We start from the raw sequence: 18336 nt of genomic DNA on the forward strand, positions 1-18336 counted from the left end.
CGACAGGGAACCGGCATTCGGAATCCCGAACTGCAACCCCGAACCCCAAAACCCGGGTTTGCGGGGACGGAATCCCGCTCCGAAGCGTGGAAAACTGCCCGGAAATGACTATATTTGTCGTAAGTAATATTCGAACCATGAACAGAATCGTAGCACCTTCGATGCTTTCGGCCGATTTCGGCCACCTGGAACGCGACACGCAGATGGTCGACCGCAGTGCGGCCGAGTGGGTACATATCGACGTGATGGACGGCGTGTTCGTCCCCAATATCTCCTTCGGGTTTCCGGTGCTGAAGGCCATCCGCAAGGTGACCGCAAAGTGCCTCGACGTGCACCTGATGATCGTCGAGCCGGAGCGTTACGTAGCGCGTTTCGCCGAGGCGGGCGCCGACATCGTGACCTTCCACTACGAAGCCACGTACGATCCCAGGGGGTGCATAGAAATGATCCGCAAGGCCGGTGCGAAGGCCGGGGTGTCGATCAAGCCGGCGACTTCGGTCGAGGTGCTGCGCGATATCCTCCCGCTGGTCGACCTGGTGCTGGTGATGAGCGTCGAACCCGGTTTCGGCGGGCAGTCGTTCATCCCGGCTTCGACCGGGAAGATCCGGGCTCTGCGGGCCATGGCCCGGGAGTTGGGGTTGCAGACCATCATCGAGGTCGACGGCGGCATCTCGTCGCACAACTCCCGCGAGGTCTACGAGGCAGGGGCCGACGTGCTGGTTGCCGGGAATGCCGTTTTCGGCGCCGAAGACCCGCAGGCCGAGATCGTGCGGATGCTCAACGCCTGACCATTCGGCGCGCCGGATATTTCGGGGCGGAGCGGCCAGGGTTTTCAGGGGTTCCGGACGTCTCGTGTTCCGGGTTTTGCCGGGGTGTCGCGCCCGTATTGCATTCCGCAGCGGCTTAGGGGACGATGTGCCGTCGGGTCTCGTCGTCCAGCAGGCGGCGCAGGTCGCGCAGCAGGTCGTCGTCGCGGAAATAGCCGGAGCCGTAGGTCAGGTTGAACGCGTAATCGAAATCGGCGGGATTGGCACCCTGGTTATGCTGGATGATGGTCTCGGCCTTGTCGAGGGCTTTCACCCACCGCGCCTCGGGCGTCTGGCATGCTTCGTATTCCTCCCATATCTTCCGGATCGCCGTCCCGGCCGCGGGCGGGAGCATGCGCGTCAGTTTGTCGATTGCGACCAGCTCCGAAGCCTCCTTGGTACCGTCGGCCATCTGTGCCACGGCCGGGATATCCCCGTCGTACGCTTCGCCGAGGTCGTGGACGAGGCACATCAACAATACCCGTTGCATGTCCAGCCGGGGGCGTTCGCCGGTGAGGACGGCGGCCAGCAGGGCCAGCCGCCAAGAGTGCTCGGCCGTGCTTTCGTGCCTCCCGGTCGAGGTGTGTGCCGTGCGCAGGACGTCTTTCAGCCGTTCGGCCTCGCGGATGAACCGCAGGTAGCGTTCCAACTTCTCCATACTATAACAATGTTCGTTTCGGAGTCCAAAGATACGATATGTCGGATTAAATCACTAACTTTGCCGTGATTTTAGACAGACCATGATATCTCTTGACAATCTTACTGTAAGTTACGGGGGCTGGACGCTCTTCGACAACATATCGTTCCTGATAAACCCCAAAGACCGCATCGGCCTCGTCGGCCGGAACGGGGCGGGCAAAACCACGCTGCTGCGCATCATTACGGGCGAGCAGCAACCGACCTCGGGCAGCGTGACCCTGAACGGCGACTGTACGATCGGCTACCTGCCGCAGACCATGCGTGTGGCCGATACGACGACGCTCGCCGAGGAGACTGCCAAAGCGTTCGAGGAGGTGTTGCGCCTCGAGGCCGAGATAGAGCACCTGACGCGCGAGATCGCGGAGCGTACCGACTACGAAAGCGACGGTTATGCGCAGCTGTTGCACCGCCTGAACGATGCGCAGGATCACTACCATATCCTCGGCGGCGAGACCCGCGAAGCGGATATCGAAAAGACGCTGCTGGGGCTCGGGTTCAAACGCGGGGATTTCGGACGCCCGACGAGCGAATTCTCGGGCGGCTGGCGCATGCGTATCGAGCTGGCTAAGTTGCTGTTGCGCCGTCCCTCGATCTTCCTGCTCGACGAGCCGACGAACCACCTCGACATCGAGTCGATCCAGTGGCTCGAGGATTACCTGAAGAATTACAGCGGCGCCGTGCTGCTGATCTCGCATGACCGCGCTTTCCTCGACAACGTCACCAACCGCACGGTCGAGCTTTCGCTGGGCAAAGCGACCGATTACAAGGTTTCCTATTCGAAATATGTCGTGCTGCGCGCCGAACGCCGGGCACAGCAGATGGCTGCCTATGAAAACCAGCAGCGCATGATCGAAAAGACCGAGGAATTCATCGAGAAGTTCCGCTACAAACCCACCAAGTCGAACCAGGTGCAGTCGCGCATCAAGCAACTCGAACGCCTCGAACGGCTCGAGGTCGAGGAGGAAGACTTGGCGACGCTCAACATCAAGTTTCCGCCCGCACCCCGCTCGGGACAGGTCGTGGCCGAGATCAACGAAGCCGGGATGTCGTTCGGGGCGAAGCATGTCTTCAGCGGCGCGAATTTCATCATCGGAAAGGGCGACAAGATCGCCCTCGTCGGCCGTAACGGCGAAGGCAAGACCACGCTGGCGCGTATGCTCGTCGGGCAGCTGACGCCGACCGAAGGTTCGGTGCGGCTCGGTGCCAACGTCAATATCGGCTACTACGCCCAGAACCAGGACGACCTGATGGACGGCGAATTCACCGTCTACGATACGCTCGACCGCGTGGCCGTGGGGGACATCCGTACCCGCCTGCGCGATATCCTCGGGGCGTTCCTGTTCCGCGGCGAGGATATCGACAAAAAGGTCAAGGTGCTTTCGGGCGGCGAGCGGGCACGTCTGGCCATGGCCCGCATGATGCTCGAACCGCGCAACCTGCTGGTACTGGACGAGCCGACCAACCACATGGACATGCGTTCGAAGGACATCCTCAAGAATGCCATCATGAAGTACGACGGCACGGTCGTCATCGTGTCGCACGACCGCGAATTCCTCGACGGCATGGTGCAGAAGGTCTATGAGTTCCGCGACGGCGGGGTGAAGGAGTACCTCGGGGGTATCTACTATTTCCTCGAAAAGCGGAAGCTGGAATCGCTTCAGGAGGTCGAACGCAGGGACACCCCGCAGAAACCCGCCCTGCAGGCAACTCCGAAACCCGAGGCCGCCGTTTCCGGCAAACTCACTTACGAGCAGCGCAAGGAGCAGGAGAAACAGCTGCGCAAGCTGCGCCGGACGGTCGAGGGGATAGAGTCGGAACTTGCCGCAATCGAAAAACAGATCGCCGCCTACGATGCGAAATTCGCTGCGGCGACCGCCTACGACGAAGCCGACTACAAGGCCTACAACGACCTGAAAGCCCGTTACGACCATCAGATGCACGAGTGGGAGAAGGCCTCGTACGAACTCGAATTAACCGAAGAACAGTGATTTCCGGGAAATCCGGCTGAACCTTGTGCCGCCCGCCCCGGGGCAAATGAAAAATAAGCTGCTATGGACAACATTATTTTCGGGATACGTCCCGTGGCCGAAGCCATCGAGGCTGGACGCCAGATCGAGAAACTCTACATCCGCAAAGGTGCCGAAGGGCAGCTGATGACGGAGTTGAAAGACCTCTGCATCCGTCACCGCGTGCGGATGCAGGAGGTGCCTGTCGAAAAGCTCAACCGCCTCACACGCGGCAACCACCAGGGTGTCGTGGCGCAGATTTCGGCCATCGAATATGTCGGGCTGGCCGACATCCTGGAACGGGTGCCCGAGGACGAGACGCCGCTGGTGGTGATCTTCGACGGGGTGACCGACGTCCGCAATTTCGGCGCCATCGCCCGCTCGGCCGAGTGCGCCGGGGCGCACGGTCTGGTGACGCCGCTGAAGAATTCGGCCCCCGTGAATGCCGAGGCAATCCGCTCGTCGGCCGGGGCGCTGACGACGATCCCGGTCTGCCGCGTGGGGTCGATCCGCAATACGATCAAGCAGCTCCAGACCGAAGGGTTTCAGATCGTCGCCGCGACCGAGAAGAGCCGCAAACTGCTCTACGATGCCGATTTCCGCAAGCCTACGGCCCTGGTGATGGGCGCCGAGGATACGGGCATCTCGAAGGAGGTACTCAAACTCTGCGACGAACAGCTGGCAATCCCCCTGATCGGGCATATCGAATCGCTGAACGTCTCGGCCGCAGCGGCCGTGATGCTTTTCGAGGTCGTGCGCCAGCGTATCGGACAATAAACGAAAACCATGAAAGCGAAACTCGGACATTACGTGCAGTGGCTTCGGGAGGGGTTTCTGCAAATGCTGCGCCTGCACCCTGTGGAGGCGGGATTGATTGCCCTCGGTTGCGTGGGCTGCATGGTCGCCTACGAGACGGACAGCGACGACATCCTGGTCAGGCTGGCGCTCGTGCCGCTGGCCTTCGCTGTTGCGCTGGCCTTCAATAACCTTGCGGGGCCGGGGCCGTGGCGGAAAGTCTACTGGGTATGCTGGGCGCCTTTCGTGCCGTTCGCGCTCTGGGGAGGTCTGGAAGAGTGGCTCGCCAGCGAGCCGTCGTTCATCACCTTCGGCATCCTGGCGCCCTTGGCGCTGCTGCTCTGCCGCCGTGCCGTGTGCAACAAGCGGTTCGTCGACGACATCATGGTGTGGCTGCGTTCGGGCATCCTCGCTGCACTCTTCGCCAATGTAGCGCTGGGGTTGTTCTCCGCCATCTTCTTCTCCACGACCTATATCTTCGGGCTCGAAGGGAGTTGGATCGAGCATGTCTGGATCTATGCGCTGATCCTTTTCGAGACCTTCGCCGGCCCGGTGCTTTTCCTGATGATGTACGACCGTTGGGCCGGTGCCGAATGCCGCGGCACTCGCATCCTCGACGTGTTGCTGAACTATATCGTGACGCCCGCACTGCTGATCTACACCGCCATACTCTGCCTTTACATGGTCAAGATCCTCGTTACGTGGTCTTTGCCCGAGGGCGGGGTGGCCTATCTGGTGTTCGGGTTCACGCTGCTGGCCATTGCGGTCAAGGCGTTGCAGCCGTTGTTGCAGAAACGCATGTACGACTGGTTCTTCGACCGTTTCAGCCTGGTGTCGTTGCCTACGCAGCTGCTGTTCTGGATCGGCGTCCTGCGTCGTACGAACGAATACGGGCTTACCGAACCGCGCGTATACCTGCTTGTCTGCGGCGGGCTGATGACGCTCTGCGTGCTGTTGTTCCTCTCGCGCCGTACCGGGCGCTACCTGTACGTCGGCCTGGCGGGGTTCGTCTGCTTTGCGGCTCTGGCCTACCTGCCTGTGCTCGAACCGCAACGCATAGCGACCGGCTCGCAGGTGCGCCGTGCCGTCCGTGTGGCAAAACAGCTTAACATGCTCGACGGCGAGGGCCGGCTGCAACTGGACGCCTTTGTTCCCGACACCCTGCTGCGCGGGGATTACCGCCGCCTTTACGAGGCGCTCGACTACGTTGCCGACCATGATACGCTGGCCTTCGCCCGGTTCGGGGTGGAGCTCGGCAAAGTCCGCGAGGCAGTGCCGGATGTGTTCCGCGATTATGTGGTCTACGGCTACGATTACCGTACCGATGACAACTGGGTGTCGGTGTACCCGGACGGGGTGCGACGCATCGACCTTGCCCCAGGGTATCGGGTGCTGTATGCCAATCTTTCGTACAATCGTTACGACCAGGGCCGTATCCCGTATTACCGGTTCGAGGATGATACGCTGCGGATCGACTTCGGCACGGATCGCCCCGAATTCGTAATTTCCGCACCCGCCCTGTTGCAGCGGCAACTGCGGCGTGCGGGCAAGGGGGATTATCCCCTGCCCTCTGAGCTGGAGAACGCTGCCAATGAACTCCTGACCTATTCGGATGAAGAGTTGTTGATCCTTTTTTTCAGTATGAGCATCGAACGGCGGGATTCTGCGCTTCGCCTCGACGATGTGGATATCTCGGCCATTATGGCCCGTTAGGCATGATTACGACCGTCGAACATCCCCGGCTGGGTGAGGTCGTCCTCTCCCAGTCGCGCCGCGCACGCCGTATTTCGATCAGCGTGCGCGGGACGGGGTGTGTCCGCCTGTCGTTTCCTTGCGGGGTTTCCGCACGGCGAGCGATGGAGTTTCTCGAGTGCAAAGCCGGATGGGTCGAGGCGGCCCGGGCACGGCTTGCGCAGCGGCGTGCGGCACTCCCGCCGCAGTTGCCGCCTGCCGCGGAAAAAGCCCGCGTCGAAGAGCTGCGGCGCGCCGCCAAAGCCGACCTGCCCGACCGTATCGGTCGGCTCTCCCGCATCACGGGGCTGAAGTACAACAAGCTGACGATCCGTGCCTCGCGTACGAAGTGGGGGAGCTGTACCGGGACGAACAATATTTCGCTGAGCCTTTTCCTGATGACGCTTCCGGAGCATTTGCGCGATTTCGTCATCGTCCACGAGTTGTGCCATACCGTTCACCACGACCATTCCCCGAAGTTCCATGCGTTGGTCGACCGGCTGGTCGGGGGCAATGAAAAAGCCCTTAACCGGGAGTTAAAGGCTTTTTCGATTCGGGGCTGACGCCCCACCCAAACATAACAATCCTATAAAAGGAACCCCTCGCTCCGCAGCGGCCGTCCAGGCCGCCGTGAAGCCTTGCTATTTCCGTTGTTTAACCAGATATTGTTCTTCCCGGTAGGTGAAACTGATGAAGAGGAAGGCCAGTGCGCACGCCGCGAGCAGCATGATGAATCCCCAGTCCCAGCCCAGGTGCTGTACGATCGAACCCATGGCGATGTTGGCGAGGATGGCCGTGCCGAAGAAGTATCCGAAGAATCCGGTCAGTCCGGCGGCTGTCCCGGCGGCCTTCTTGGGTGCGAGGTCGAGGGCCTGTACGCCGATCAGCATCACGGGGCCGTAGATCAGGAATCCGATGGCGATCAGCGATATGTTATCCAGCAGTACGTTGTCCATGTTTTTCCAGTAGATCACGATGAAGACCGCGACGAGTGCCATGTAGATCATGGTCGTGATGGCCCGGCGTCCTTTGAAGACCTTGTCCGACAACCATCCGCAGATGATCGTGCCGGGGATGGCTGCCCATTCGTATGCCGAGTAGGCCCAGCCCACATCCTTGATGTCATAACCCTTGATGTCCTTCAGGTAGGTCGGCGCCCAGTCCAGTACGCCGTAACGCACCAGGTACACGAACGCATTGGCGAAGGCGATATACCAGAGTATCTTGTTGTTGAGTACGTATTTGAAGAAGATTTCCTTCGTCGTAAGCTCCTGCTCCGACTTCTCGCTGTAATTTTTCGGGTAGTCGTTGCGGTATTTCTCGATGGGCGGGAGCCCGGTCGACTGGGGCGTGTCGCGGATCAGCAGGAATGCAAGCATCGCGACCACAATGGCCACCACGGCGGGGAACCAGAACGTACCGATCTGCCACGACCCGAACCACAACAGTCCGTAGGCCGCCATCGGGCCGATCATGCCGCCGCCGACGTTGTGGGCCACGTTCCAGATCGACATCTTCGTGCCGCGTTCGTTCTGCGAGAACCAGTGGGTCATGACGCGTCCGCACGGGGGCCAGCCCATACCCTGGAACCAGCCGATGAGGAACTGCGTGATGAACATCATGATGATCGACGAGATACCGGCCGATGTCCCGAGGAACATCGTCACCAGCGCCGACAACACCAGTCCCAGCGGCAGGAAGACACGGGCGTTGCTGCGGTCGGAAACGCCGCCCATCAGGAACTTCGAAAGCCCGTAGGCAATGGCGTTCGCCGAGAGCGCGATGCCCAGGTCACCCTTGTCGAATCCCATTTCGACAAGGTGGGGCATGGCCAGCGTGAAGTTCTTGCGCACGAGGTAGTAACCGGCATATCCGATGAAGATGCCGATGAATACCTGCAACCGCAGCCGCTTGTACTCTTTGTCTATTTTTTCCGCAGCGACGGGCGGTTTGTGTTTAGGGGGTCGTAGTATTTTCCACATGGTTCAGCGATCAGTTTTGTTCAAAGATATACGTTTTCGCCAAATCCGTGAAATCTTTTACCTGAGTGTCGATCCAGGCCTGGTCGCGTCCCAGCTCCCTGGCCATCATCGCGGCTACCTTCGGCGCCGCCGCGATGGCTTCGCGGGCATCGACGAAGAGCAGGCGCACACGGCGCGAAAGCACGTCCTCGACCGTCATGGCCATCTCCTCGCGTACGGCCCACAGCACCTCGGCATAGGTATAGCCGTATTTGGGCGAGAGTTTCTCGCCCAGTTCGGGCTGCTGCTTGATAAGGTCGAGGATCTTGGGCTCGTCGCTGCCGTAGACGTACATGTGATCCGCCAGGTTGGGGTTCTTGCGGTAACCGTGGATGCGCAGTTTCTTGGTCACGCACTTGCGGACGGGCAACTTGGCGACCTCGATCGCCTTGTCCACCGTATCTTCGGCCATCAGACGGTAGGACGTCCATTTGCCGCCCGTGATCGTCACCAGCCCGTTGTCCGAAACGATGATCTTGTGGCTGCGCGAAATTTCCTTGGTGTTTTTGCCCTCCTTCTTGGGCGCCGCCAGCGGACGTTGCCCTGCGAAGACCGAAAGGATGTCCTTGTAGGTCGGCGCGGGGTTCATGTAGAGTCCTGCCGTGCCGAGGATGAAGTCGATCTCTTCTTTGAGCGGGCGCGGGTCTTCCTCGGCCTTGGGCCGTACGATGTCCGTGGTGCCGACCACGACCTTGTCGTGCCAGGGCACGGCGAACAGCACGCGGCCGTCCGAGGTCTTGGGTACCATGATGGCGTAGTCGCTCTGCAGGAATTTCATGTCGAGCACCAGGTGCACGCCCTGGCTCGGAGTGACCATCTTGCGGTGCGTAGGGCTGTCCATGTGCATGATGTCGTCCACGAAGCACCCTGCGGCGTTCACCACGCTGCGGGCCTTGATTGTGTGTTCTTCGCCCGTGAGGTTGTCCACGAATTTCACGCCGGCGGCACGTCCCGCATCGTCGTGTACGATCCCCGTAACGCTCGCCTGGTTCACGACCGTGCCGCCGTTCTCGATGCATGTCTGTGCGAGGTTGATCGCCATGCGCGAGTCGTCGAACTGCCCGTCGTGGTATACGACGCCGCCCTTGAGTCCCTTTTCGACCGAAGTGGGGATGTATTTCATTACTTTTTTTGCCGAGATGAATTTCGAACGGCCGTAACCGAAACCGAACGAAAGCATGTCGTAGAAGGTCAGACCGCAAAAATAGAGGAAATTATCCCAGTAACTGTAATTCGAGATCACGAATGCCTGGTCTTTGACCAGGTGCGGGGCGTTGGCTTTCATGCGGCCGCGTTCGCGCAGGGCTTCGAGCACCAGCATGACGTCGCCCTTCTGCAGGTAACGTACGCCGCCGTGCACGAGCTTCGTACTGCGGCTCGATGTGCATTTGGCGAAGTCGGTCTTTTCGAGCAGCGCTACGCTCAGCCCGCGGGTCGCTGCGTCGACCGCCACGCCGAGGCCCGTGGCGCCCCCGCCTACCACTACGATATCCCAAACCTTGTCTTTCTCGGATAGTTTTTTGATCTGTGCAAGTCTTTCCATAAATTCATGAATTTCGTTTCGCAACAAAATTACATATGATTTTTTGTATTTCAAAATAAAATATGTTTTATTTCATAATATTTCGTTTCGGAGCACAATATATTGCCGAAAAAAATATTTCTCCGGGAGGTTTCGATCTAATTTCGGATTATTTTCGTATCTTGCATTATAAAACCAAATTTAATCGACACTATGAATAAATCCGGCGAAGAGACTATTTTGAGCCTTCCGGAGCGTCATAACCGGATCCTGGCACTGTTGCAGCAGAACGGCTCCATATCCGTCGTGCAGCTGGCCGAGTTGTTCAAGGTTTCGGAGGTCACGATCCGCAAAGACCTCTCTTTCCTCGAACAACAGAAGAAACTCTACCGCACGCACGGCAGTGCGATCCTTATCAGCCCCTATATCAGCGACCGCCACGTCAACGAGAAGGAGAAGAAAAACGTGGCGGAGAAACGGGCTATCGGGGCCAAGGCCGCAAGCCTTGTCGCGCAGGACGATTCGATCATCATCGCGTCGGGCACGACTATGGCCTTCCTCGCGCGCGAAATCAAGCCCGTCGGGCACCTGACGGTCATCACGGCGGCCGTTCCCGTGACATCGATCCTTTCGCAGGACACCAATGTCGACGTGATCCAGTTAGGGGGCATTACCCGCAGCAGTTCGGTGTCGGTCGTGGGGCCCTTTGCCGAACAGATGCTCGGCAACTTCAACTGCAGCAAGCTGTTCGTCGGGGTCGACGGCATCGACCTCGAATTCGGGCTTACGACGACCAACATGCTCGAAGCGGCGCTGAACCGTGTGATGATGAACGCCGCGCAGAAGGTCATCGTACTGGCCGACAGTTCGAAATTCGGACGCCGCGGCTTCAGCAAGATCTGCGACCTGGAGGCTGTCGACCGCATCATTACCGACAATGGCATCCAGCCCCTTTACCTCGACCGGCTGCGCGAGCGCGGCATCGAGGTGATCGTCGTCGATGCATGATATACCTTAAATATAGGGACTCTTTCAGCCCGATTGCGATCAGACTCTTGTGAGGTGCCGGTCAAATAAAGGCGACGGTGATTTTCACCGTCGCCTTTATTATGGTTTACCCCCTCCCTCCAGTTCGAAAGGTAATTCCGTACGTTGCGTTTGCAGCTGGACTTGTGTTTTGCGGAGATGCGAATGCCGGAGGTTTTGAAGGAGAACCCAGTCGGAAGATGCTTGCAAATATTTATTTCTGCCTGCGGTAAAAATCGCCTGCATGTTTAAATTCAAATCCGATCATTCGTTCATTATAGATACTGTCCATTTTGGAGATTGTTATACTGATTTTTATATTGCCGTAATGGGGCGGATTCGTTTCCGAAGGTTTCTTGTCGTAAAAATCATAGTAATCTATTATCGGCAAATCAATGACTTGCGCCGGGGCTCCGCAATATTTTCCAACCGTTTCTACGACTTCTTCTCGTGTGGCTATTTTGCTTGCCAATCCAAAAACAGCGAAGTCGGAAATATTATGCCAGTTATCGGATCGCGGCGTAATACTGATGCTGTTCACAATGCAATCGGTTTCAGGGAGGGCTTGGGCCGTGGGGTTAAATATCACCGCGTTGATGATTTCTCCCTTTTCGTTTTTTACCGTTGTTCCCCAGTATTCATCTTTGGCAGTGGGAGGGATCATTGCGACGCCAGCACGGCTTTTGTAGTTCCCGGCCTGCATCAAATCTATAAGTTTGCATGGAAATGTGATTTTGCAGCCGTTGAGGACGAATCCCGATTTCCAGAATTCTTCCGGTATGTTTTTTATAGCTTCCATGGTAAGGCGCTTTTTGGGGGATTCTGCGTGGGTTTTCTGTTTTATTTGTGCTTCGATGCCATTGAAGGGGCTGAAAATCAACAACACCAGCATTAAAAGAATTTTTATGTTCATATTTCTGTATTTATGTTCGGGTAGCCCGATTTTTTACAAAGTTACTTGTTTTTACGGAAGTCAGTGTAATATTTAGGTGAATTTCATTGCGCAGCAGCAAGCGCTCAGTGTCTTGGACGGATATGGCCGCCGATAGACAGGCTGTAACAGAAAAGCAGCCCGGAAATCCGGACTGCCTATAATAATCGGACGGCTTGAATTAAACGGCAAGCCGTCCGATTATACATTTATATTGCCGCTGTTATTTCAGCAAGGCCTGCAGCCGCTCGGGGTAATCCGTCGTGATGTAGTCCACGCCCAGGTCGATGAAATAGCGCATGTCCTCTTCCTCGTCGACCGTCCATACGTTCACCTCCAGTCCCAGCTTTTTTGCCTGTTCCACCCATTCGGGGTGCTTGCGCAGCACGCGCATCGAGTAGTCGATGCCGGTGAGGCCGAGCCCCTTGATGCTGCGCGGGGAGAGGTCTCCGTTCAGGTAGAAGATACGCCCGTCGGGCAGCAGTTTCTTGAACGCCAGGCAGGCATTGATCGAGAAGGCGATGATGTCGGTGCGGTCGAGCAGGTTGTACTTGCGCAACGCCTTGACGATCTTCTCGGCCGCGAGGTCTTCGCGCCGAAGGTCGGAGAGCGATTTCATTTCCAGCACCAGCCGGGTGTCGGGTTTGCCGGCCACCAGGCGCAGATAGGCGTCCAGCGTCGGGATGTTCTCGCCGTTGGGAAGCACGATCGAGGTGATCTCCTTCAGCGTGCTTTTCTCCATGTCGATCTCGGTACCTTTGTATATACGGTCGTGGTTTACGATCAGCTTGTCGTCGGCAGTCAGCCATACGTCCATTTCCGAGCCGAAGGCCCCGACCGAATCGGCTTTGGAGAACGAAGCCAGGGAGTTCTGCGCCGAATTGGGTGCCGTCCAGTAGCCGCGGTGCGCAATCACCTTGGGCTGAGCGAAGGCCGCGGCGGTTCCTGCGAAGAGCAGGGCGGCGGCGAAGATGAGCTTTTTTGTCATATCGTTTGAAATGTTGGTTGAGTGCTTATAAATCGAAACTTCAACAAAGTTAGTAAACATTTCCGGAATAACAAGCCCGGCGGGGTGCAAAAGGTGTTTTTTCAGGACGATGTCATCATACGGGAAGGGTTTGTGATTTTGAAACGAAACACGGAGCGGAACGATATGTACGATTTCCCGGCGAAATATATCGGAGTTTCGGGATTTTTTCCTATCTTCGTATGATGTGGAAATGGAATCCTTAACTTAAAACCAGAATAGACCATGAAAGAAAAAGTCAGCAAAAAGTTCCAGGAGATTTACGGCTCCGGGGCTATCCTGTTCGCCTCGCCGGGGCGTATCAACCTGATCGGGGAACATACCGATTACAACGGGGGCTTCGTTTTCCCGGGGGCGGTTGACAAAGGAATCGTGGCGGCCATCAAACTCAACGGCACGGACAAGGTGCGGGCCTATGCGCTCGACTTGGGTGAAAGCGCGGAGTTCGGGCTGAACGAAGCCGATAAACCCGCCCAAAGCTGGGCTTGCTATATCTTCGGCGTATGCCGCGAGATTCAGAAGCGGGGCGGTAAGATCGGCGGTTTCGATACGGTATTCGCGGGCGACGTGCCCCTGGGTGCCGGCATGTCGTCGTCGGCAGCGCTGGAGTCGACCTACGCCTTTGCGCTGAACGACCTCTATTCGCTGGGCATCGACAAATTCGAACTGGCTAAGATCGGCCAGTCCACCGAGCATAACTATTGCGGCGTGAACTGCGGCATCATGGATCAGTTCGCTTCGGTTTTCGGCAAGAAGGGCAACCTGATCCGCCTGGACTGCCGTTCGCTGGAGTATGCCTATTTCCCGTTCGACCCCAAGGGTTACAAACTCGTCCTGCTCGATTCGCGCGTGAAGCACGAGCTGGTGGGTTCGCCCTACAACGACCGCCGGGCTTCGTGCGAGCGGGTGGCCAAGATGCTCGGGCAGGAGTTCCTGCGCGGCGCTACGATGGAGCAGCTCGATGCCATCAAGGATAAGATCTCGGACGAGGACTACAAGCGTGCCCGCTACGTGATCGGCGAGGAGAAACGTGTGCTCGATGTCTGCGATGCGCTCGAAAAGGGCGACTACGAGACGGTCGGCAAGCGGATGTACGAAACCCATTGGGGCATGTCGAAGGATTACGAAGTGTCGTGCGAGGAACTGGATTTCCTGGCCGAGGTTGCCGAGGAGTGCGGTGTGACGGGTTCGCGCATCATGGGCGGCGGCTTCGGCGGCTGTACGATCAACCTGGTGAAGGACGAACTTTACGACAACTTCATCGCCACGGCGAAAAAGAGGTTCAACGAGAAGTACGGCCATGAACCCAAGGTGTACGAGGTCGTGATTTCTGACGGTTCGCGCCGTCTGGAATAATCGTTATGGAAAAGTTTCGCAGGTTTCTGCATCCCGTGTGGACAGGATTCGTACTTCTTATTGCGGCGTATGTCCTGCGGGGAGTTTTCCTGTGCGCGCGCGATACCTTTTTGTACAATCGGCTGGATCTTTGCGATCCGGCCGATTTTAAAATTTACCACCGTAATACCGAACCGAAGCGTTGGCGTTCCCAGGTGCATACCTATCGGCTGTACGGGACGTTGTATCCTGAAATCCGCAATGCGGATATGCGTGTCGGATACGATGCGTATTCACGTTATGCCATCGGGGATACGATCCGGGTGTACGCTACCTCTTCGGGCAGGGTAGTGCCTGTCTCTACGGTTGAGAAAATGCGTATTTGGCACATCGGCAGCCGGGGACTGGCTTCGGAGCATTTTCCGGAGCTGTTGGTGTTTATCGGCGGCGGATTTGTTTTGTGGTGCCGCAGGAACCGGCGCAGGTCATAATATTTTTTGCAGGAAAACCTCGTCGTGGAATCCGTCGGCAAGCCGCAGCCACTCCTTCCTGACCCCCGTTTCTGAAAACCCGGCGTTGCGGAAAAGTGCGAGGCTCGCCGCATTTCCGGCTTCGACGCTGCACCATAACTGGTGCAGGTGCAGCATGTCGCGGGCATAGCTGCATACGGTCTCCACCGCATCGGCGGCATAGCCTTTGCCGCGTTGTGCCGTATCGTGGATCAGGATGCCGACGCCCGCACGGAGATTCACCGGATCCAGGTCGAACAGGTCGAGCGCCCCGACGGGGAGGCCTTCCGGGGTTTCGATGATAAGCCGCTGCTGGCGGGTTTGGAAAATGTCGAATTGCTGCCCTTCGATGAACCGTTCCAACGTATGGCGGGAAAAAGGCGCCAGCGTACCGCTGACGCCCCATATCTGGGTGTCGTTTTCCCAGGCGTACATCAGCTCGATGTCTCCCGGTTCGAGGGCTCGCAGCCGCGTTGTCCGGCCTTCGAGGTTCATCAGATGCCGATGATCTTGTTGCGGATGAGCATTGCCACACCCCATGCGTTCGCGTTCTCGGTCATCTTCGATACGCGGAATTTGGTGTCCTTGTATACGAGGTTGAGCGAATATTTGTTGGTTGCAGACTTGAGGGGGAGCATGATGTAGTCGCCTGCGGCGGCCATGTTGCCGCCGACGATGACCGTCTCGGGGTTGAACGTGTTGATGAGGAAGGCCACGGCCTTGCCGACTTTTTCGCCGGCCTCCTCGATCAGCTCGATCGAGAGGTTGTCGTCGTTCTTCGCCGCGGCGATGATGTCGTCGATATGGATGCTCTTCTGCTGGTCGTACTTCTCCTTGAGGATCGTATTGACGCCTTTCTCGATCAGGTGGCACATCTTGTCCTCGATGGCGATACCCGAAACCTCAGTTTCGAGGCAGCCCTTTTTGCCGCACGAGCAGATGATCTCGTTGTCGAAAAACGGGATGTGTCCGAATTCACCGGCGAACCCGCTTTTCCCGTAGTAGAGCTGCCCGTCCACAACGATTCCGATTGCCACGCCGCGCCCCATGTGCAGGTAGAGCACGTTGCTCTCATCCTTCGACTTGCCGCACGTGTACTCCGCATAGCAGCGGGCGCGGGTGTCGTTTTCGAGCAGCACGCGCAGCCCGACGCGCTCTTCGAGCACTTCGCGCAGCGACTGTTCGCTGGAGGTGAAATATTTGTAGCTGCGGCCCGTGTCGGGATTCACGCGTCCCGTCATGCAGACGCCCAGCCCGAGGATCTTGCCCCGGTCGATGCCGCAGGTGGCGATGAAGTTCTCTATGTTGGAACAGATGCGCTCGAAACACTGCGGGCGATCCTGCAACTCGAAGGTGTAGTCGTATTCCTCCTTGATGATGTTGTTCTGCAGGTCGGTGATCAGGAACGTCATGTTGTCGCGCCCGACGTTGATGCCTGCGAAATAGATTGCCGAATTGGCCAGGCCGAATATGTTCGGCCTGCGTCCGCCCGGGGTCTCCACCTTGCCCAGATCCGTTACGATGTTCTCATCGACCAGTTCCTGCACCAGCTTGGTAATGGTCGGGACGCTGATATGCAGCTCTTTGGTCAGTTCCGAGAGCGTACATTCGCCGTTCACCGCCATGTAGGCGATGATGTTGCGCTTGATGATACTGTTCTTGTGCGAAATACCCTTCAGGGCATCGTCTTCGTGTTTGTTGAAAAATTCGGTGAGTGATGTCATCCGTCCTGTCTCATTTTTAACTAAACCTTTGCAAATATAATAAGTATATTTAAAAAACGCAACATGTTTTTAATAAAATTTAATAAATTTTGTTTCAAAACACATTAAAATAAAAGGAACGGACTGAAAATCAGTCCGTTCCTTTTTGTTTTGCGGCTTTTAGACTATAATGCCGATTTCGATTCTACGACGGCTTCGGGGTTTACCTTCCTGATTAGGCCTTGCAATACGGTGCCGGGGCCGAGCTCGGTGAATTCCGTCACGCCGTCGGCGAGCATGTTCTTTACGATGTATGTCCAGCGTACCGGGGCGGTCAGCTGTGCGATCAGGTTGGCCTTGATCTGGGCGGGATCCGTGTAGGGCTTCGCGTCGACATTCTGGTAGATCGGGCATACGGGTGTCTGGAACGGAGCCTCGCTGATCGCCTTTTCCAGTTCCTGCTTGGCAGGCTCCATCAGCGGCGAGTGGAATGCGCCGCCTACGGGCAGGCGCAGGGCGCGGCGCGCACCGGCGGCCTTGGCTTTTTCGCAGGCTGCGTCGACGGCTTCCACGGCACCCGAGATCACGAGCTGGCCGGGGCAGTTGTAATTGGCCGCTACGACGATGCCGTCGACCGATGCGCAGATTTCTTCGACTACGTGGTCTTCCAGGCCGAGGATGGCGGCCATCGTACCGGGCTGTGCCTCGCAGGCGGCCTGCATGGCCATGGCACGCTTCGAGACGAGCTTCAGGCCGTCTTCGAACGAGAGGGCACCGGCCACGACCAGAGCCGAGAACTCACCCAGCGAGTGTCCTGCGGCAGCGTCGGGTTTCACGCCGAGCGCCTTGGCCATGATTACCGAGTGAAGGAATACGGCGGGCTGCGTCACTTTGGTTTGCTTGAGTTCGTCGTCCGTGCCGGCGAACATGATGTCCGTGATACGGAAACCGAGGATTTCGTTGGCTTTTTCGAAAAGTTCCTTTGCTTCGGGGACGTTGTCGTAGAGGTCTTTGCCCATACCGACCGCCTGTGCACCCTGTCCGGGAAATACGTATGCGTGCTTCATAATTTTTTGCTGAATTTTTGTTAGCGCCGGCAAAGATACGAATTTATTTTTTAACTTTGCACCGCAATGGTTCACAAAGGGCCGGGCAAGGCCCCGTGTGATTAAATGGGAATGCCGTGAAATTCGGCAGCAGTTCCCGCTGCTGTAAGTTCCGTCTATTGCCGCACACTCTTTAGCCACTGGCTCCGGCCGGGAAGGCGTTGCGGCTGGAACGAGCCAGAAGACCTGCCTTGCATCTCCCGGTGGGAGGATCCTTATTTTCGGGCTGGCTCTGCGGAGAACGGAGCGCTGCGGACGGAGGCACGGCAGTGCCGGACGTTTGTTGTGAGGACAGGCATATTATATATATGTGCAGTCCGGTTGCGTAAAATGGTGGATTCGATTCCGGGGGTTCGGAACCGGATTTTTTTATTTTATGCACATAAAACAAACGAAAGATGAAAAAACTTCTCCTTTTAGCCTTTGCGGCTTCGGCTTTAGCTGCCTGCTCGGACGACGACAAGATGCCGACCCCCCCCCAGCTCGAAACAATATCTTTCAGTGAGGTGGAACTTGGTGCCGGCGGATACCTGTGGGGTAAAACTCTGGCAACGGATGTAGACGGCTCGTTGGAGTTCGAAGGCGTGATTTACAAAGAAGGAACTGCTTCGTTCCTCTCTTATTTCTCGGATTTCGGCGGTGTCTGGGACACGTGGTGCAAATTCGCGATGTCTGCCTGTCATGACAAAACGACTTTCGGGACGGATAACCAGTTCAGCGTTTATACGACGGCTGATGACGGCCAGAACAAGTTCGCCGTTGCATACGATATGAAAGGTATGGGCCCGGGTTATTCGTTCAGCCCGGCCATCGAGTTTTCGACGGTTATTACTCCCGTGTCGCTTCGTATTGCCAATAATACGTGGACATATCTTTACCTCACCGATACTAAATACAGCGACTTCAGTGTTGCGATTATCGGTTTCAACGGTGAAACCGAAACGGGGACGATTGAGGTGCCGTTGGCATCGGACAACAAGGTCGTAGCTGATTGGAAGAACGTAGGGCTGGATAAATTGGGAGCCGTGACCAAAATTGTTTTCTCTGTTGAGTGCGATGATGTGATGGCGCCGACTTATTTCTGTATTGATGATTTCGCTTATACCGAATAACTATTTT

The 18336-nt window shown here is 57.1% G+C and carries 17 protein-coding genes and 1 riboswitch; of the genes, 9 read left to right on the plus strand and 8 right to left on the minus strand.

Annotated elements, in window-relative coordinates; all coding sequences use genetic code 11:
- Nucleotides 1-137 precede the first annotated feature (137 nt).
- On the plus strand, nucleotides 138-788 hold the full coding sequence (gene rpe, locus B3C38_RS09490) for a ribulose-phosphate 3-epimerase (protein ID WP_018695290.1): 651 nt from the start codon (nucleotides 138-140) through the stop codon (nucleotides 786-788).
- Between the two features lie 115 nt (nucleotides 789-903).
- Here rpe and B3C38_RS09495 read toward each other — a convergent pair whose 3' ends face one another.
- The gene (locus tag B3C38_RS09495; protein WP_018695291.1) at nucleotides 904-1464 is read right to left on the minus strand and encodes an HD domain-containing protein; all 561 of its coding nucleotides are present in this window, start codon (nucleotides 1462-1464) and stop codon (nucleotides 904-906) included.
- Nucleotides 1465-1546: 82 nt separating this feature from the next.
- Between B3C38_RS09495 and abc-f the strand changes: the two genes are divergently transcribed.
- The 4 genes from abc-f to B3C38_RS09515 all read left to right on the plus strand — a co-directional run bounded on the left by abc-f (nucleotide 1547) and on the right by B3C38_RS09515 (nucleotide 6600).
- Complete coding sequence (abc-f, locus tag B3C38_RS09500; protein WP_286726855.1) at nucleotides 1547-3493, plus strand: ribosomal protection-like ABC-F family protein; 1947 nt, start codon at nucleotides 1547-1549, stop codon at nucleotides 3491-3493.
- A 63-nt stretch (nucleotides 3494-3556) separates the two neighbouring features.
- Nucleotides 3557-4288: a 23S rRNA (guanosine(2251)-2'-O)-methyltransferase RlmB gene (gene rlmB / locus B3C38_RS09505; RefSeq protein WP_022333539.1), complete on the plus strand. Its 732-nt coding sequence runs from the start codon at nucleotides 3557-3559 to the stop codon at nucleotides 4286-4288.
- Nucleotides 4289-4297: 9 nt separating this feature from the next.
- On the plus strand, nucleotides 4298-6019 hold the full coding sequence (locus B3C38_RS09510) for a DUF4153 domain-containing protein (protein ID WP_286726857.1): 1722 nt from the start codon (nucleotides 4298-4300) through the stop codon (nucleotides 6017-6019).
- Between the two features lie 2 nt (nucleotides 6020-6021).
- The gene (locus B3C38_RS09515) at nucleotides 6022-6600 is read left to right on the plus strand and encodes a M48 family metallopeptidase (RefSeq protein ID WP_018695295.1); all 579 of its coding nucleotides are present in this window, start codon (nucleotides 6022-6024) and stop codon (nucleotides 6598-6600) included.
- 78 nt (nucleotides 6601-6678) lie between these two features.
- Here the strand turns inward: B3C38_RS09515 and glpT are convergent, their stop codons facing one another.
- Both glpT and B3C38_RS09525 read right to left on the minus strand, forming a co-directional pair.
- Nucleotides 6679-8019 (minus strand): glycerol-3-phosphate transporter, encoded by a 1341-nt coding sequence (gene glpT / locus B3C38_RS09520; RefSeq protein ID WP_026318262.1) that lies wholly within the window; start codon nucleotides 8017-8019, stop codon nucleotides 6679-6681.
- A gap of 10 nt (nucleotides 8020-8029) precedes the next feature.
- Nucleotides 8030-9601, minus strand: a complete 1572-nt coding sequence (locus B3C38_RS09525) for a glycerol-3-phosphate dehydrogenase/oxidase (protein WP_022333544.1) — start codon at nucleotides 9599-9601, stop codon at nucleotides 8030-8032.
- A 192-nt stretch (nucleotides 9602-9793) separates the two neighbouring features.
- Here B3C38_RS09525 and B3C38_RS09530 point away from each other — a divergent pair, with 192 nt between their 5' ends.
- Nucleotides 9794-10588: a DeoR/GlpR family DNA-binding transcription regulator gene (locus tag B3C38_RS09530; protein ID WP_018695299.1), complete on the plus strand. Its 795-nt coding sequence runs from the start codon at nucleotides 9794-9796 to the stop codon at nucleotides 10586-10588.
- Nucleotides 10589-10820: 232 nt separating this feature from the next.
- Here B3C38_RS09530 and B3C38_RS09535 read toward each other — a convergent pair whose 3' ends face one another.
- Together B3C38_RS09535 and B3C38_RS09540 are read right to left on the minus strand one after the other, a co-directional pair.
- Nucleotides 10821-11519 (minus strand): hypothetical protein, encoded by a 699-nt coding sequence (locus B3C38_RS09535; protein ID WP_117506530.1) that lies wholly within the window; start codon nucleotides 11517-11519, stop codon nucleotides 10821-10823.
- 241 nt (nucleotides 11520-11760) lie between these two features.
- Nucleotides 11761-12525, minus strand: coding sequence for a glycerophosphodiester phosphodiesterase family protein (locus B3C38_RS09540; RefSeq protein WP_117506531.1), 765 nt, complete (start codon nucleotides 12523-12525; stop codon nucleotides 11761-11763).
- A 264-nt stretch (nucleotides 12526-12789) separates the two neighbouring features.
- Between B3C38_RS09540 and galK the strand changes: the two genes are divergently transcribed.
- The gene (gene galK, locus B3C38_RS09545) at nucleotides 12790-13920 is read left to right on the plus strand and encodes a galactokinase (protein ID WP_022333547.1); all 1131 of its coding nucleotides are present in this window, start codon (nucleotides 12790-12792) and stop codon (nucleotides 13918-13920) included.
- 5 nt (nucleotides 13921-13925) lie between these two features.
- The gene (locus B3C38_RS09550) at nucleotides 13926-14390 is read left to right on the plus strand and encodes a hypothetical protein (protein WP_022333548.1); all 465 of its coding nucleotides are present in this window, start codon (nucleotides 13926-13928) and stop codon (nucleotides 14388-14390) included.
- Here B3C38_RS09550 and B3C38_RS09555 read toward each other — a convergent pair.
- The 3 genes from B3C38_RS09555 to fabD form a co-directional block, all read right to left on the minus strand.
- Complete coding sequence (locus B3C38_RS09555; RefSeq protein WP_022333549.1) at nucleotides 14385-14903, minus strand: GNAT family N-acetyltransferase; 519 nt, start codon at nucleotides 14901-14903, stop codon at nucleotides 14385-14387. The two genes, B3C38_RS09550 and B3C38_RS09555, sit on opposite strands and share 6 nt — an antisense overlap.
- Entirely contained in the window at nucleotides 14903-16132 is a 1230-nt protein-coding gene (locus B3C38_RS09560) for an ROK family transcriptional regulator (protein WP_022333550.1), read from the minus strand. Before B3C38_RS09560 ends, B3C38_RS09555 begins: the two co-directional genes overlap by 1 nt.
- Before the next feature lie 164 nt (nucleotides 16133-16296).
- Nucleotides 16297-17178 (minus strand): ACP S-malonyltransferase, encoded by an 882-nt coding sequence (gene fabD / locus B3C38_RS09565; RefSeq protein ID WP_117506532.1) that lies wholly within the window; start codon nucleotides 17176-17178, stop codon nucleotides 16297-16299.
- A 50-nt stretch (nucleotides 17179-17228) separates the two neighbouring features.
- Nucleotides 17229-17425: riboswitch (cobalamin riboswitch) on the plus strand.
- A 190-nt stretch (nucleotides 17426-17615) separates the two neighbouring features.
- Between fabD and B3C38_RS09570 the strand changes: the two genes are divergently transcribed.
- Nucleotides 17616-18329 (plus strand): DUF4465 domain-containing protein, encoded by a 714-nt coding sequence (locus tag B3C38_RS09570; protein WP_286726862.1) that lies wholly within the window; start codon nucleotides 17616-17618, stop codon nucleotides 18327-18329.
- The last annotated feature ends 7 nt before the right edge of the window (nucleotides 18330-18336 follow it).

It is taken from the genome of Alistipes sp. UBA1686, from assembly GCF_002320215.1.
GTDB lineage: Bacteria > Bacteroidota > Bacteroidia > Bacteroidales > Rikenellaceae > Alistipes > Alistipes onderdonkii.

What these genes read in the sequence shown, in the direction of transcription:
- B3C38_RS09560 (WP_022333550.1), bottom strand. Translation starts at nt 16,132, where the DNA reads ATGACATCACTCACCGAATTTTTCAACAAACACGAAGACGATGCCCTG.
- abc-f (WP_286726855.1), top strand. Translation starts at nt 1,547, where the DNA reads ATGATATCTCTTGACAATCTTACTGTAAGTTACGGGGGCTGGACGCTC.
- B3C38_RS09540 (WP_117506531.1), bottom strand. Translation starts at nt 12,525, where the DNA reads ATGACAAAAAAGCTCATCTTCGCCGCCGCCCTGCTCTTCGCAGGAACC.
- glpT (WP_026318262.1), bottom strand. Translation starts at nt 8,019, where the DNA reads ATGTGGAAAATACTACGACCCCCTAAACACAAACCGCCCGTCGCTGCG.
- rpe (WP_018695290.1), top strand. Translation starts at nt 138, where the DNA reads ATGAACAGAATCGTAGCACCTTCGATGCTTTCGGCCGATTTCGGCCAC.
- B3C38_RS09535 (WP_117506530.1), bottom strand. Translation starts at nt 11,519, where the DNA reads ATGAACATAAAAATTCTTTTAATGCTGGTGTTGTTGATTTTCAGCCCC.
- B3C38_RS09530 (WP_018695299.1), top strand. Translation starts at nt 9,794, where the DNA reads ATGAATAAATCCGGCGAAGAGACTATTTTGAGCCTTCCGGAGCGTCAT.
- rlmB (WP_022333539.1), top strand. Translation starts at nt 3,557, where the DNA reads ATGGACAACATTATTTTCGGGATACGTCCCGTGGCCGAAGCCATCGAG.
- B3C38_RS09515 (WP_018695295.1), top strand. Translation starts at nt 6,022, where the DNA reads ATGATTACGACCGTCGAACATCCCCGGCTGGGTGAGGTCGTCCTCTCC.
- B3C38_RS09510 (WP_286726857.1), top strand. Translation starts at nt 4,298, where the DNA reads ATGAAAGCGAAACTCGGACATTACGTGCAGTGGCTTCGGGAGGGGTTT.
- B3C38_RS09495 (WP_018695291.1), bottom strand. Translation starts at nt 1,464, where the DNA reads ATGGAGAAGTTGGAACGCTACCTGCGGTTCATCCGCGAGGCCGAACGG.
- B3C38_RS09550 (WP_022333548.1), top strand. Translation starts at nt 13,926, where the DNA reads ATGGAAAAGTTTCGCAGGTTTCTGCATCCCGTGTGGACAGGATTCGTA.
- fabD (WP_117506532.1), bottom strand. Translation starts at nt 17,178, where the DNA reads ATGAAGCACGCATACGTATTTCCCGGACAGGGTGCACAGGCGGTCGGT.
- B3C38_RS09570 (WP_286726862.1), top strand. Translation starts at nt 17,616, where the DNA reads ATGAAAAAACTTCTCCTTTTAGCCTTTGCGGCTTCGGCTTTAGCTGCC.
- B3C38_RS09525 (WP_022333544.1), bottom strand. Translation starts at nt 9,601, where the DNA reads ATGGAAAGACTTGCACAGATCAAAAAACTATCCGAGAAAGACAAGGTT.
- B3C38_RS09555 (WP_022333549.1), bottom strand. Translation starts at nt 14,903, where the DNA reads ATGAACCTCGAAGGCCGGACAACGCGGCTGCGAGCCCTCGAACCGGGA.
- galK (WP_022333547.1), top strand. Translation starts at nt 12,790, where the DNA reads ATGAAAGAAAAAGTCAGCAAAAAGTTCCAGGAGATTTACGGCTCCGGG.